The organism is Kocuria sp. KKT182, assembly GCF_055635395.1.
In genome coordinates this window covers 1,054,107-1,068,539 of record NZ_CM145757.1, presented here as the reverse complement: position 1 = coordinate 1,068,539, position 14,433 = coordinate 1,054,107, and the positions used below count along the sequence as shown (strand labels likewise).

The 14,433-nt window shown below is 73.9% G+C and carries 12 protein-coding genes; 10 read left to right on the top strand and 2 right to left on the bottom strand.

Features of this window, described 5'->3' with window-relative positions:
• Positions 1-19: 19 nt before the first annotated feature.
• Positions 20-1,267: a cation:proton antiporter gene (locus ACZ2G1_RS04875; protein ID WP_470377542.1), complete on the bottom strand. Its 1,248-nt coding sequence runs from the start codon at positions 1,265-1,267 to the stop codon at positions 20-22.
• Between the two features lie 178 nt (positions 1,268-1,445).
• On the opposite strand from ACZ2G1_RS04875, the gene ACZ2G1_RS04870 reads away from it, so the two are divergent.
• From ACZ2G1_RS04870 to ACZ2G1_RS04855, 4 genes are read left to right on the top strand one after another with little or no spacing between them, the layout of a single operon-like run.
• Entirely contained in the window at positions 1,446-2,321 is an 876-nt protein-coding gene (locus tag ACZ2G1_RS04870) for a potassium channel family protein (RefSeq protein ID WP_426118550.1), read from the top strand.
• A 45-nt stretch (positions 2,322-2,366) separates the two neighbouring features.
• Positions 2,367-3,287, top strand: a complete 921-nt coding sequence (locus ACZ2G1_RS04865) for an NADP-dependent oxidoreductase (protein ID WP_470377541.1) — start codon at positions 2,367-2,369, stop codon at positions 3,285-3,287.
• 57 nt (positions 3,288-3,344) lie between these two features.
• A complete protein-coding gene (locus ACZ2G1_RS04860; protein ID WP_017833198.1) occupies positions 3,345-5,108 on the top strand; it encodes a dynamin family protein in 1,764 nt (587 codons plus the stop codon).
• Positions 5,105-6,793, top strand: a complete 1,689-nt coding sequence (locus ACZ2G1_RS04855) for a dynamin family protein (protein WP_035928927.1) — start codon at positions 5,105-5,107, stop codon at positions 6,791-6,793. The genes ACZ2G1_RS04860 and ACZ2G1_RS04855 overlap by 4 nt, the downstream gene beginning before the upstream one ends.
• Before the next feature lie 69 nt (positions 6,794-6,862).
• Here the strand turns inward: ACZ2G1_RS04855 and ACZ2G1_RS04850 are convergent, their stop codons facing one another.
• Positions 6,863-7,540, bottom strand: a complete 678-nt coding sequence (locus ACZ2G1_RS04850; RefSeq protein WP_051063755.1) for an IclR family transcriptional regulator — start codon at positions 7,538-7,540, stop codon at positions 6,863-6,865.
• A 249-nt stretch (positions 7,541-7,789) separates the two neighbouring features.
• Between ACZ2G1_RS04850 and leuC the strand changes: the two genes are divergently transcribed.
• From leuC to ACZ2G1_RS04820, 6 genes are all read left to right on the top strand, one after another.
• On the top strand, positions 7,790-9,292 hold the full coding sequence (gene leuC, locus ACZ2G1_RS04845) for a 3-isopropylmalate dehydratase large subunit (RefSeq protein WP_035928931.1): 1,503 nt from the start codon (positions 7,790-7,792) through the stop codon (positions 9,290-9,292).
• Between the two features lie 32 nt (positions 9,293-9,324).
• The gene (gene leuD, locus ACZ2G1_RS04840) at positions 9,325-9,924 is read left to right on the top strand and encodes a 3-isopropylmalate dehydratase small subunit (RefSeq protein ID WP_470377540.1); all 600 of its coding nucleotides are present in this window, start codon (positions 9,325-9,327) and stop codon (positions 9,922-9,924) included.
• 172 nt (positions 9,925-10,096) lie between these two features.
• Complete coding sequence (gene murA / locus ACZ2G1_RS04835) at positions 10,097-11,413, top strand: UDP-N-acetylglucosamine 1-carboxyvinyltransferase (protein WP_017833193.1); 1,317 nt, start codon at positions 10,097-10,099, stop codon at positions 11,411-11,413.
• 13 nt (positions 11,414-11,426) lie between these two features.
• On the top strand, positions 11,427-12,176 hold the full coding sequence (locus tag ACZ2G1_RS04830) for a lysophospholipid acyltransferase family protein (protein WP_470377539.1): 750 nt from the start codon (positions 11,427-11,429) through the stop codon (positions 12,174-12,176).
• A complete protein-coding gene (locus tag ACZ2G1_RS04825; RefSeq protein WP_052133052.1) occupies positions 12,173-13,294 on the top strand; it encodes an NAD(P)H-dependent glycerol-3-phosphate dehydrogenase in 1,122 nt (373 codons plus the stop codon). Before ACZ2G1_RS04830 ends, ACZ2G1_RS04825 begins: the two co-directional genes overlap by 4 nt.
• The gene (locus ACZ2G1_RS04820) at positions 13,291-14,409 is read left to right on the top strand and encodes a D-alanine--D-alanine ligase family protein (protein ID WP_109222469.1); all 1,119 of its coding nucleotides are present in this window, start codon (positions 13,291-13,293) and stop codon (positions 14,407-14,409) included. Before ACZ2G1_RS04825 ends, ACZ2G1_RS04820 begins: the two co-directional genes overlap by 4 nt.
• The last annotated feature ends 24 nt before the right edge of the window (positions 14,410-14,433 follow it).

Here is a 14,433-nt window from a genome sequence, read left to right as displayed (position 1 = left end):
GGGCAGGGCTGCTGCCATGTCATGCGGTGGTCTCCTTCTCCTGCTTGCGCTCCGGCTCCCGGTGCTGGAGCCACGCGCTCAGCGGTGCGGTGGACAGCCCGTGGACGAGCACGGACAGGGTGACGGCCAGGGTGGTGTGGACGAAGATCTCGTGGTTGCCGGTGTGCCGTTCGGCCAGCGTCGCGTAGAACAGGGCGGAGACGCCGATGGGCCCGAACCAGCTCAGGACGAGCGTCTCGGCGCGGTCGTGCACGCCCCGCAGCAGCGGCCGGAGCGCCCACAGGGCGACGAAGCGGCGCAGCAGCAGCGCCGCGCCGAGGACCAGGGGAGCACCCCAGCCCAGTTCCGTCCACTCACCGACCGGCAGCGCCAGGCCGAGCAGGATGAACACCGGCAGCAGGAACAGCCGGGCCACGGCGTCCTGGACCTTGTCCTCCTGCGCCTCGTCCCGCTGGGGGATCACCTGCCCGAAGACCGCGACGCCCACGAAGACGGCCAGCAGGGCGTCGGTGCCCAGCAGCTTGCCGGTCCCGAGCAGCACGAGTGCCAGCGGCACCACGAAGGCCAGGTAGGAGCTCTCCTCCATGAGCCCGTGCCGGCGGACGACGACGAACAGCCTGCCCAGCAGGAAGCCCGCCAGCGCCCCGAACACCGCCGCGCCGAGCACCTCCCACAGCAGGACGGTGGTCAGCAGCTCGTGCCACGCCCGGTCCGGCTCGGTCAGCAGCAGCACCGGGAGGAGGACGAAGAGGTAGGCCAGTCCGTCGTTGAGCCCGCTCTCGGCCGAGAGGTTGTGCCGGACCCGCTCGGGAATCCGCTCCACGGCCAGGGAACCCGTGACGATCGGGGTGGTGACCACGGGGTCGGTCGGGGTGATGATCGCGCCCAGCAGCAGCGCCACCAGGAACGGCACGCCCAGCGCCGCCCACAGCACGCCGGTGGCCACGACGAGCATCAGGGCCATGCCCAGCCCGATGACCACGGCGATCCAGCGGGCGTCGCTGCGCCAGTAGCCGTGCGGCAGGCGCAGGGCGACCCCGGCCAGGCCCACCGCCAGGGTGATCCGCGCCGCCTGCTCCAGCAGCGTTCCCGGGGGCAGGCCCAAGTCCTCGATCCGCACGAGGTCCAGCGCGTAGGGGCCGATCAGCGCGCCGAACGCGAGGGCGAGCACCGGGCCGGGGAGACTGATCCGCTGCAGCAGCGTCGAGAACGCCGAGATCAGCAGGACGGCTCCGGCGAAGAGCGCCAGCACCAGGTTGATGTCCATCGTCGTCCTTCCGTCCCTGTGGGGGGCCGCGTCGCCGTCCGGGGCAGCGGATGCTTCCACCGTAACCCTGCTGATGGTCCCCGGGGCAAGCACGGAGGCCGTACCTCCGGGACGGGCCCGGGCGCCACCGGGTAGGGTCCCCGGGAAGGACGGTCATCGACTGGGACGGAGCGACGACGTGGACGTGCTGCTGACGCTGCTGGGGACCGCGATCGTCGTGGTCGGCCTGTGGGACATCTACCACAGCCTGCTGCACCCCAGCGGCTCGGGCGCCGTCGGCGGCCGGGTGCAGTCGGGCGTCTGGTGGATCTCCCGGCGCACCGGGCACCGCTTCGGCTCGGCCGTGGGCCCGGGCTCGATGATCACGGTGGTGCTCCTGTGGGTGCTCCTGCAGGGAGTCGGCTGGGCCCTGATCTACTTGCCGCACGTCCCCGAGGGCTTCACGTACTCGCCCGGGGTGGACCCGGCCGCCTACCCCGATCTCCTCGAGGCCCTCTACCTCTCGTTCGTCACCCTGGCGACGCTGGGGTTCGGGGACGTCGTGGCCACCGACCCCTGGATCCGGCTGGCCACCCCGCTGGAGGCGCTGACCGGGTTCGCCCTGCTCACGGCGGCCCTGACGTGGTTCACCCAGATCTATCCGCCGCTGTCCCGCCGCCGGGCCCTGGCGCTCGAGCTGACGTCCCTCGCCGAGGTGGAGTACGCGGACGGGATCGCGGAGGAGGACCCCGTGACGGCGGCCCGGGTGCTGGACGGGCTGACCGCGGAGGTGTCCCGGGCCCGGATCGACTTCACCCAGCACGGCGAGACGTACTACTTCCAGGAGGAGGACCCGGACCTCTCCCTGGCCCGGCAGCTGGCCTACGCCCTCGAGCTGCGCGACCGTGCCGCCGCGTCCTCGGCGCCGCCGGTGCGCACGAGCGCCCGCCGCCTGGGCCTGGCCCTGGAGCAGCTCGCGCGAAAGCTGCGGGAGGACTTCGTCAGCACGGGGGAGGCCCCCGGGGAGGTGTTCGCCGCCTACGCCGCGGATCACCTGCGGGAGCCGGGCCGCTGACCCGCGGCCGGGAACAGATTCCCGGGACCGCCGGTTGCGCGGAGCATGAAGGCATTGACGTACGCCCGCTACGGCGGCCCCGAAGTCCTCGAGCTCACCGACCTCCCCGAGCCCAAGGTCCCCCCGGGCTGGGTGCTCCTGAAGGTGCGCAGCGCCGCGATCAACCCCGTGGACTGGAAGATCATGGCCGGCGGCCTCGATCCGCTGATGGAGGTCCAGTTCCCGGTGGTGCCCGGCTGGGACGTGTCCGGGGTCGTGGAGGCCGTCGGCATCGACGTCCCGGAGTGGGCCCCGGGCGACGAGGTGATCTCCTACGCCCGCACGGACTGGGTGCACGGCGGGACGATGGCCGAGTACGTCGCCCTGCCCGCACGCCTGCTCGCGCCGAAGCCGGCCTCCGTGGACTGGGACCGGGCGGCCGCGCTGCCGCTGGCCGGGCTCACGGCCTACCAGGTCCTCGGCCGCCTGGAGGTGGCCGCGGGAGACACCGTGCTCGTGCACAACGCCTCCGGGGGCGTGGGCGGCTACGCCGTCCAGCTCGCCGCGGCCCGGGGCGCCCGCGTGATCGGCACGGCGTCGGAGGTCAACCACGAGTACCTGCGCGGTCTCGGCGCGGAGCCCGTGGCCTACGGGGACGGGCTGCCCGAGCGGGTCCGGGAGCTGGCTCCGGACGGCGTGGACGTCGTGGTCGACCTCGTAGGCGGGGTCGTGGAGCAGACGCTCGCCGTCCTGAAGAACGGGGGGCGGCACGCCTCCGTGGCCGACGACGCGGTCGAGGCCCACGGCGGGACGTGGATGTGGGTGCGTCCCTCCGCCGAGGACCTCACCGAGCTGGGCCGTCTGGTGGACCGGGGCGCGCTGCGGATCGAGCTCGCCCGCAGCGTGCCCCTGGCCGAGGGCGTGGAAGCCTACCGCCTCAGCCAGGAGGGGCACGTCCGCGGCAAGATCGCCGTCCGGATGGCGTGAGCCCCCGGCAACCCGCGCCGCGTAGGTGCACAGCAGGCTGACTGGCACAATGTCCCTGTGACCGACCAGACAGAGATCCTGAGCGCCCTCGAGGACGCGCGGGCGCTGCTCGCGGCGTCGACCCTCCCGCTGTCCACGACCGACGTGCTGCGCGAGCGCGAGGACATCGACCGTGCCGTCGCCCAGCTCGACGACTACGTGCTGCCCCGGGTGCGCTCCCTCGACGCGCCGCTGCTCGCGGTGGTCGGCGGCTCCACGGGCGCCGGCAAGTCGACCCTGGTCAACGCGGTCGTGGGGCACCCCGTGACCCGGTCCGGGGCTATCCGCCCGACCACCCGGCAGCCCATCCTGATCCACCACCCGCGCGACGCCGAGGCGTTCTCGACCCAGCGGGTGCTCCCGCACCTGAGCCGGATCCACGCGCGGAAGGTCATCCCCGCCGGCTCGACCGCCGCGGACACCGCCTCCCCGTCCGCGCTGCCCGGCACCGCGGACGGCCAGGCCCTCGTGCTGCTCGCCGAGCCGCGGATCCCCGAGGGCGTCGCCCTGCTCGACGCCCCGGACGTCGACTCGATCTCCGACGAGAACCGCCGGCTCGCGGGGCAGCTGCTGGCCGCCGCCGACCTGTGGCTGTTCGTGACCACCGCGAACCGCTACGCCGACGCCGTGCCGTGGCGGCTGCTCGTCGAGGCCGCCCAGCGGGACATCACGGTGGCCGTGGTCCTCGACCGGGTCCCGCAGGGGCTCGAGGCCGAGATCGAGGACGACCTCCGGCGGATGCTCGCCGAGCAGGGCCTCGGGGACGCCCCGGTGTTCACCGTCCCGGAGTCACCGCTCAACGAGATGGGCATGCTCCCGCCCCACGTCGTCGCCCCCGTGGTGGACTTCCTGGCCGAACTGGGGCGCAACGCCGCCTCCCGCTCGGAGATCGCCCGCCGGACCCTCGGCGGCGCGGTCCGCTCCATCGCGGAGCGCACCGGCGCGGCCGGGACGGCGGTGCTCTCCCAGCACCGCGTCGAGGCGCAGCTGCGCCACGACGTGGACCGCGCCTTCGACGAGGCGCTCGCCGCCGTCATCGAGTCGACCCGGGACGGGACCCTGCTGCGCGGCGAGGTCCTCGCCCGCTGGCAGGACTTCGTGGGCACCGGCGAGTTCTTCCGCAACCTCGAGGCCGGGATCGGCCGGATGCGGGACCGGCTCACCGCCTTCTTCAGCGGGCGGCCGGCACCCGAGGTCCAGGTCGAGGAGGCCATCGAGACCGGTCTGCAGACCGTGATCGTTGAGGAGGCCGCGCGCGCCTCCGAGACCGCGGAGCGCCGCTGGCTGGACGAGCCTGCGGGCCGGGTCCTGCTCGGCGGGTCCGACCTCGGCTCGCTGCCCCCGGACTTCCGCGAGCGCACGGCAGAGCAGGTGCGCGCCTGGCAGGGCGACCTCATGGAGCTGATCCAGCGCGAGGGCGCGGACAAGCGGACCAGGGCGCGGGCCATGTCGCTGGGTGTGAACGCGCTCACCGTGATCCTCATGATCGGCGTGTTCTCCATGACGGGCGGGCTCACCGGGCTGGAGGTCGGCATCGCCGGCGGCTCCGGCGTGGTGGGCACCAAGCTGCTCGAGGCGGTCTTCGGGGAGGACGCCGTGCGGCGGATGGCCGAGGACGCCCGCAAGAACCTCGAGTCCCGGATCCACACGGTCATGGACCAGCAGGCGTCCGTGTTCCTGCGGCGCCTCGACGTCCTGGACGGGCACCCGGAGGCCGACGAGCTCGTGGCCGTGGCCGAGCGCATCCGCGCCGCCGGGCGGACGCTGGGGGAGAGCGCATGAGCCCCGCCCGGCAGGCGGCGCCGACTCTCTCCGAACGGCTCACCGCGCTCGCGCGCGCCACGGAGCTGGCCTCCGGCCGGCTCGACGACGTGGCCGTGGCGGCGTCCCGCACCGTCCTGGACCGCGCCGCCGAGCGGCGCTCCCTGTCCGCCGACCACACCGTGGTGGGCTTCTTCGGGGCGACCGGGTCCGGGAAGTCCACCCTGTTCAACGCGGTCGTGGGACGGGACATCGCCCGGGCCGCCGCCCGCCGCCCCACCACCTCCGAGCCGCTGGCCGCCGTCTGGGGGGAGCCGGGCAGCGAGGCCCTGCTGGACTGGCTCGGTGTCACCCAGCGCCACCACGTCGACACGCCCCTGCCCACCGGGCACGCGGACGCCGGCCGGTGGACGCGCGTCAAGGAGCGGATCACGGGCGCGCCCGCCGCGGAGGCGCCCGGCGGTCTGATCCTGCTCGACCTGCCGGACTTCGACTCCGTGAGCCTGCACCACCGCACCATCGTGCAGCGTCTCGTCGGCATGGTCGACGTCGTGGTGTGGGTCGTGGACCCGCAGAAGTACGCCGACGCGGTCATCCACCAGGAGTTCATCGCGCCGCTGGCCCGGCACGGGGCCGTGACCATGGTGGTGATGAACCAGGTGGACCGGCTGCCGGACGCCGAGGTCCCCGCCGTGATGGCCTCCCTCGAGGAGCTCGTGGCCCAGGACGGGCTGCCCACCACGGGGCTGTCGAAGCCGGTGGCCGTCTCCGCGGTGACGGGGGAGGGCGTCGAGGCCCTCCGCGCGCGGATCCGCCAGGTGGCCGACACCAGGGCGGCGGCCGGCGCCCGGCTCGACGCCGACGTGGACGACGCCGCCGCGCTGCTCGCCGAGGCCTCCGGGGACGGGGAGCCTGCCGGGATCACCGAGCCGGCGCAGGAGCGGCTCACCGACGGGCTGGCGCAGGCCGCCAACGTGCCCGGGATCGCCCGGGCCGCCGGGAGGTCCTACGCCCTGCACGCGGCGGAGCACACGGGGTGGATCCCCACCCGGTGGCTGCTGAGGTTCCGCAAGGACCCGATGCGGCGGCTGAACCTCGACCGGGGCGGGACCGTGAACCCCGAGGTCAACCGCACGTCCCTGCCGCCCATGGGCGCCGCCCAGCGGGCCGCGGCCGACTCCGCGGTGCGCACCTTCGCCCACGACGCCGCGGACGGGGCCGCCGAACCGTGGACCCGGTCGGTCCGGCAGGCCGCGCGCACCCACGAGGAGAGGCTGCCGGACGCGATCGACCAGGCCGTCGCCCGCACCGACTTCCGGGCCGGGCGGAACTCCTGGTGGTGGCTCGTCCTCGACGTCGTCCAGTGGCTCGCGATGCTCGCGGTGGTCGCGGGGCTGCTGTGGCTCCTGGGCCTGTTCCTGCTCGAGTGGTTCCAGATCCCCGTCCCGCCGCCCCCGTACGTCGAGGGCTTCCCGCTGCCCGTGCCCACGCTGCTCGTCCTCGCCGGGGTGGTGCTCGGGATCTTCACGGCCCTGACCGGCCGGGTCCTCGCCGGCTTCGGCGCCCGGATGCGGGAGCGCTCGGTGCGGCGCCGGCTGCGCGAGTCGGTGGCCGAGGCGGCCCGGCGCACCGTCGTCGACCCCGTGCGGGCGGAGCTCGAGGCCTTCGCCGCCTTCCGGAGGGCGCTGGCCGTCCTGCGCGGCTGAGCGCGGCGGCCGCGGAGCGTCCCCCGCCGCACGGCGGGGGACGGCAGGGCGGGGGCCGCCGGCGCCCGGCTACTGGGTGGTGGCCCGGACCGCCTCCGTGAGCTGGCGCGCGGCCTGCACCACGACCTCGGCGTGCAGCCGGCCCGGCTGGCGGGTGAGCCGTTCGATCGGTCCGGAGATCGACACCGCGGCGATCACCCGGCCCGAGGGTCCGCGCACCGGGGCCGAGACGGAGGCGATGCCCGGTTCGCGCTCGCCCAGCGACTGCGCCCAGCCCCGGCGGCGCACCCCGGCCAGCACGGTCGCGGAGAACCGCGCGTGGCGCAGGCCCTCGAGCAGGCGGTCGTGGTCCTCCCACGCGACGAGCACCTGCGCGGCGGAGCCCGCCTTCATCGACAGCTGCGTGCCCACCGGGATCGTGTCCCGCAGCCCGATCGGCCGCTCGGCGGAGGCCACGCACACGCGCCAGTCGCCCTGCCGGCGGAAGATCTGCGCGGACTCCCCGGTGGCGTCCCGCAGGTTCATCAGGACGGGGCCGGCGGCCGCGATCAGGCGGTCCTCGCCGGCCGCGGACGCCAGCTCCACGAGCCGGGAGCCGAGCACGAACCGGCCCTGGATGTCCCGTCCCACGAACCGGTGGTGGGCCAGTGCCACGGCCAGCCGGTGCACGGTGGGCCGGGCGAGGCCCGTGGCGCTCACCAGCTGGGCCAGCGTCGCCGGCCCCGCCTCGAGGGCGTCGAGGATCATCGCGGCCTTGTCGACCACCCCCACCCCGCTGGGCGCGGTGGTCGCGGTCAGCGCGAGCGACTCCCCGGTGCCCTGCCCGCCCAGCGGCGTGCCGAGCGGGGCGCCGGACGGATCCATGTGTCCAGATGTGTCCATGCACTGATACTGACGTCTCAAAATGTGAGAAGCAAGCCCGAAAGCTGGCCCGTCGCGAGCCGGGCGCCGACCATGGAGGAAACACGTTGCACAGGCAGCACGGAAGGATCCGCCATGCCGGACTACCAGTCCTCGACCCCCTCCACGACCTCCGCCGCACCCTCCGGGCCCCGGGGCGGGCGCACCCTCGCCGAGAAGGTCTGGGCGGACCACCTCGTGCGCCAGGGCGAGGACGGCCGGCCGGACCTGCTCTACATCGACCTCCACCTGCTCCACGAGGTCACCTCGCCGCAGGCCTTCGAGGGGCTGCGCCTGGCGGGCCGCCCGCTGCGCCGGCCCGAGCTCACGATCGCCACCGAGGACCACAACACGCCCACGCAGGACATCTTCTCCCGCATCGCCGACGACACGTCCCGCAAGCAGATCGAGACCCTGCGGGCCAACTGCGCCGAGTTCGGCGTGCGCCTGCACCCGCTCGGGGACGCCGAGCAGGGCATCGTGCACGTGGTGGGTCCCCAGCTGGGCCTCACCCAGCCCGGGATGACCGTGGTCTGCGGCGACTCCCACACCTCCACCCACGGCGCGTTCGGGGCCCTGGCCTTCGGCATCGGCACCTCCGAGGTCGAGCACGTGATGGCCACCCAGACGCTGCCGCTCGCCCCGTTCCGGACCATGGCCATCAACGTCGAGGGCACGCTGCGCCCGGGGGTGTCCGCCAAGGACATCATCCTGGCCGTGATCGCCAAGATCGGCACCGGCGGCGGACAGGGCTACGTCCTGGAGTACCGGGGCTCGGCCATCCGGGCCCTGTCCATGGAGGCTCGGATGACCATCTGCAACATGTCGATCGAGGCCGGCGCCCGCGCGGGCATGATCGCCCCCGACGACACCACGTTCGACTACGTCCAGGGCCGTCCGCACGCGCCGCAGGGCGCCGACTGGGACGCGGCCGTCGAGTACTGGCGGACCCTGCGCACCGACGAGGACGCCGTCTTCGACGCCGAGGTCTTCCTCGACGCGGACGAGCTCGAGCCGTTCGTCACCTGGGGCACCAACCCCGGCCAGGGCGTCCCCCTGTCCCAGGCCGTCCCCGACCCCGAGGACATCGGGGACGAGAACGACAAGGCCAACGCCCGCCGGGCCCTCGAGTACATGGGCCTGGCCGCCGGCACCCCGATGAAGGAGATCCCGGTGGACACCGTCTTCCTGGGCTCCTGCACCAACTCCCGGATCGAGGACCTGCGGGCGGCGGCGGAGATCGTCAAGGGCCGCGCCAAGGCGCAGAACGTCCGGATGATGGTGGTGCCGGGCTCGGCCAAGGTGCGGCTGCAGGCCGAGGCCGAGGGCCTGGACCGGGTGTTCAAGGACTTCGGCGCGGACTGGCGCTTCGCGGGCTGCTCGATGTGCCTGGGCATGAACCCGGACCAGCTCGCCCCCGGCGAGCGGTGCGCCTCGACGTCGAACCGCAACTTCGAGGGCCGGCAGGGCAAGGGCGGGCGCACCCACCTCGTCTCGCCCGTGGTGGCCGCCGCCACCGCGGTGCGCGGCACGCTGTCCTCCCCGTCCGACCTCGAGCCCGCCGGCGCCCCCACGGACCTCGCGTCCGCCGGCGCCTGAGCCCTCGACCCGAAGCCCAGAAAGGCCCTGCCATGGAGAAGTTCACCACCCACCGGGGTGTCGGCGTCCCGCTGCGCCAGTCCAACGTGGACACCGACCAGATCATCCCGGCCGTCTACCTCAAGCGGATCACCAAGACCGGCTTCGAGGACGCCCTGTTCGCCGCCTGGCGCAAGAACGAGGACTTCGTGCTCAACCGGGAGCCGTACCGGCACGGCTCCGTGCTGGTGGCCGGGCCCGACTTCGGCACCGGCTCCTCCCGGGAGCACGCGGTGTGGGCGCTGCGCGACTACGGCTTCCAGGCCGTCATCTCCTCCCGGTTCGCGGACATCTTCCGCGGCAACTCGGGCAAGCAGGGGCTGCTGGCCGCGCAGGTCGACCAGGCGGACGTCGAGCTGCTGTGGAAGCTGATCGAGGAGCACGCCGGCACCGAGATCGAGGTCGACCTCGAGTCCCGCACGGTGACGTGCGACACGGTGACGGTGCCGTTCACGATCGACGACTACACGCGCTGGCGCCTCATGGAGGGCCTCGACGACATCGGGCTCACCCTCCAGCGCGAGGAGGACATCGCCGCGTTCGAGGCGGGCCGTCCCGCCTTCAAGCCGACCACGCTGCCCGCCCGCACCTGACCCCGTCACGCCCGGCACGGCCCGGCGGAGCCTCCCACGGCCCGCCGGGCCGTCGTGCTGTCCCGGACACGCACGACGCCCGCCCCTGTGCGGGGGCCCTCGCCGGGGAACCTACACTGTACGGGTGCCGCTCCCGCTCGGGGGTGGCCCGGCAACAGCAGATCGGAAGGTCATGAGCAGCGCACTGCACATCACGGGCGGAATCCCCCTGTCCGGGCAGGTCACCGTGCGAGGTGCCAAGAACCTCGTCCCCAAGGCCATGGTGGCCGCCCTCCTGGGCTCCACACCGTCCGTCCTGGAGAACGTGCCCCAGATCAAGGACGTCCAGGTCGTCACCAACCTGCTGGCGCTGCACGGGGTCGACGTGGGGCGCGAGGACGGCCGGCTGGCCCTGGACCCCTGCAACGTCACCACGGCGCGGCACGCGGACATCGATGCCCACGCCGGGGACTCGCGGATCCCGATCCTGCTGTGCGGGCCCCTGCTGCACGCCATCGGCGAGGCGTTCATCCCCGACCTCGGCGGGTGCAAGATCGGCGACCGGCCCATCAACTACCACCTCGACGTGCTGCGCCACTTCGGCGCCCGTGTCGAGAAGCTGGAGTCCGGGATCCGGATGAGCGCCCCGCACGGCCTGCACGGCGCCAAGGTGGAGCTGCCCTACCCCTCGGTCGGCGCGACCGAGCAGGTGCTGCTCACCGCCACCCGGGCCGACGGCCACACCGAGCTGCGCGGCGCCGCCACCGAGCCCGAGATCATGGACCTCATCGCGATCCTGCAGAAGATGGGCGCCATCATCACCGTCCAGACCGACCGGGTGATCCGCATCGAGGGCGTTCCCGAGCTCACCGGCTACCGGCACCGGGCCATGCCCGACCGCATCGAGGCCGCCTCCTGGGGCTCCGCCGCGCTGGCCACCGGCGGCGACATCTTCGTGGCCGGGGCCCGGCAGTCCGACATGATGACCTTCCTCAACACGTTCCGCAAGATCGGCGGGGGCCTCGACATCCGGGAGGAGGGCATCCGCTTCTACCACCCCGGCGGGGACCTCAACCCGCTCATCGTGGAGACCGACGTCCACCCCGGCTTCATGACCGACTGGCAGCAGCCGCTCGTGGTCGCCCTGACCCAGGCCACGGGCGTGTCCATCGTGCACGAGACCGTCTACGAGAACCGCTTCGGCTTCACCGCCGCCCTCAACCGGATGGGGGCCACGATCCAGCTGCACCGCGAGTGCCTGGGCTCCGTGCCCTGCCGCTTCGGCCAGCGCAACTTCGTGCACTCGGCCGTGATCTCCGGGCCCACCCCGCTGCAGGCCTCCGAGATCAACATCCCCGACCTCCGCGGCGGCTTCTCCCACCTCATCGCGGCGATGGCCGCCGAGGGCACGTCCCACGTCACCGGCGTGGAGCTCATCGAGCGCGGCTACGAGCACTTCACCGACAAGCTGACGGGGCTCGGGGCGTCCTTCGAGCTCGACGGCGAGTGAGCCGGGCCCGCCGATGAGCCGCACCTCGAACCGCCGCCTGTTCCGCGTGCTCGCGGGCGTCGTCAAGCCGGCCTACCGGCTGGCGGCCCGGCTGCGCTGGACGGGGGAGGAGCACCTGCCCGCCGAGGGCGGGTTCATCGTGGTGCCCAACCACCTCACCGAGCTCGACCCCCTGACGGTCGCGATCACGCTCTACGACAACGGGATCATGCCGCGGTTCCTGGCGAAGGAGTCCCTGTTCCGCGCCCCCGGGGTGGGGACGGTGCTCCGGGCCACCGGCCAGGTCCCCGTGCTGCGCGGCACGGCCGACGCCGCGGCGGCGCTCACGGCCGCCCGCGCCGAGCTCGCCTCCGGCGGCGCCGTGGTGATCTACCCCGAGGGCACCCTCACCCGGGACCCCGACCGGTGGCCGATGACCGGGCACACGGGCGCCGCGCGCCTGGCCCTCGCGACCGGGGCCCCGGTGGTCCCGGTGGCGCACTGGGGGGACCAGGAGGTCCTCGACCACGACCGCTCCACCGGCCGGCGCACGGTCAGCCTGTTCCCCCGGAAGGACGTGCGCGTGCGGATCGGCCCGCCCATGGACCTCACCCCGTGGCGGGACGACGTCCCCGACCTGACCCATCCGGTGGGCCGCCATGCGGCGCGGCTCGAGGACGCCACCGACGCCGTCATGCGCGCCGTGACCCGGGAGCTCGCGGTGCTGCGCGGCACGGACGCGCCGGCAGTCCTCTGGGACCGGCGCCGGGGAGGCCGCCCGTGACGCCCCCCGAGACCGCCGCGGCCCCTGCCGGCGGCCTGCCCGCCGCCGGGCCGCGGAGGATCGCCGTGCTGGGCGCCGGGTCCTGGGGCACGACCTTCGCCAAGATCCTCGCCGACAGCGCCCGCGAGTCCGCCCACGCCCGGGCCGAGCCGATCGGGCGGACCGTGGCCCTGTGGGGACGCAGCTCCCCCGCGATGGACCACACCGCGCGCACCCGCGTCAACGACCGCTACGTGCCCGGCATCCGGCTGCCCGAGCGCCTGGAGATCACCGCCGACCTCGCCGCCGCCGTGCGCGGCGCGGACCTGGTGGTCCTCGCCGTGCCCGCCCAGTCCCTGCGCGCCCAGCTGACCGCCGTGGCCGGACACCTCGAGCGCGACGCCGTGGTGCTGTCCCTCGCCAAGGGGCTCGAGCGGGACACGGGGCTGCGGATGAGCGAGGTCGTCGCCGAGGAGCTGGGGCGGGCCACCGGGCTGGGCCCCCGGCACTGGCGGGCGCGCACGTGCGTGCTGTCCGGGCCCAACCTGGCCATGGAGATCGCCGAGGAGCAGCCCACGGCCTCCGTCGTGGCGGCCCCCGCCACGGACCTGGCCACCTGGGTGGCCCACGCCTGCCGGACCCGCTACTTCCGCCCCTACACGAACACGGACGTGGTGGGCACCGAGATCGGCGGCGTCGTCAAGAACGTCATCGCCCTCGGGGTGGGCATCGCCGACGGCCGCCACTTCGGGGAGAACTCGAAGGCCTCCATCATCACCCGCGGGCTCGCCGAGACCACCCGGCTCGCGCTCGCCCTCGGCGGGAGGCTGGAGACCCTCTCCGGCCTCGCCGGACTGGGCGACCTCGTGGCCACCTGCTCCTCCCCGCTGTCCCGCAACCGCACCGCGGGCCGGCTCCTCGGCCTGGGCCTCACCCCGGCGGAGGTCCAGGAGGAGATGACCCAGACCGCCGAGGGCATCAAGTCCGCCCCCGCCGTGCTCGCCCTGGCCCGCCGCCACGGCGTGGACATGCCCATCACCGAGGCCGTCGTGGCCATCCTCCGCGAGGAGATCACCATCGACGACGTGGCCCCGCTCCTGCTGGGCCGCGAGATCAAATCCGAAGGGACCGCCCCATGACCCCCCGCCCCTGCGTCGCCGTGCTGTTCGGCGGACGCTCCAGCGAGCACTCCATCTCCCTCATCACCGCCCTCGGGGTCCTGCGCGCCATCGACCGGGACAAGTGGGACGTGGTGACCGTCGGCATCGCCACCTCCGGCGAGTGGTTCCTCTGCCCGCAGGAGGAGCTGGAGGCGCTGCTGGACGCGAACCCGATCGCGGAGCTGCCCGTGGGCGACGGGCTCGTGAGCCTGCCGCTGAAGGTCGGGGAGAGCGAGCTCATCGTGCGCCAGGACGGTCCCTGCGGGCAGACCGTCAGCCGGGACCGGCACATCGACGTGGTGCTGCCCCTGCTGCACGGGCCCTTCGGCGAGGACGGCACCCTGCAGGGTCTGCTCGAGCTCGCCGATCTGCGCTACGTGGGCTGCGGCGTCACGGCCTCGGCGGTGGGGATGGACAAGCACTTCATGAAGCTCGCCTTCGAGGCGGCGGGCCTGGCGGTGGGCCCCTACACCGTGGTGACCGACCGGCAGTGGGCCGTGGACCCCCAGGACGTGCGCGAGCGCATCGCCGCGCTGGGCTTCCCCGTGTTCGTCAAGCCCGCCCGGGCGGGGTCCTCCTTCGGCATCACGAAGGTGGAGCGCGCCGAGGATCTGGACGCCGCGATCGAGACCGCCCGCGAGCACGACCGCAAGCTGGTGGTCGAGGCGGGGATCGTGGGGCGGGAGATCGAGTGCGCCGTCCTCCAGGGCCGCGGGACCGCCGCCGCCCGGACCTCCATGCCCGGCGAGATCGAGATCGTCGACGAGCACGCGTTCTACGACTTCGAGGCGAAGTACGTCTCGCAGGCCTCCGCGCGGCTCAGCTGCCCCGCGGACCTGCCGCAGGAGGCGATCGGGACGATCCGCCGCAGCGCCGTGACCGCGTTCGAGGCGCTGGACGGGGAGGGCCTGTGCCGGGCCGACTTCTTCTACACCCCCGACGGGCGGGTGGTCATCAACGAGATCAACACGATGCCGGGGTTCACACCGATCTCGATGTACCCCCGGATGTGGGCCGCCTCCGGGCTCGACTACGCCGAGCTGATCGACGAGCTCCTGGGCCTCGCCCTGGAACGGCCGGTCGGGCTGCGCTGAGCCGCGGCACGCCACCGGGGGCGG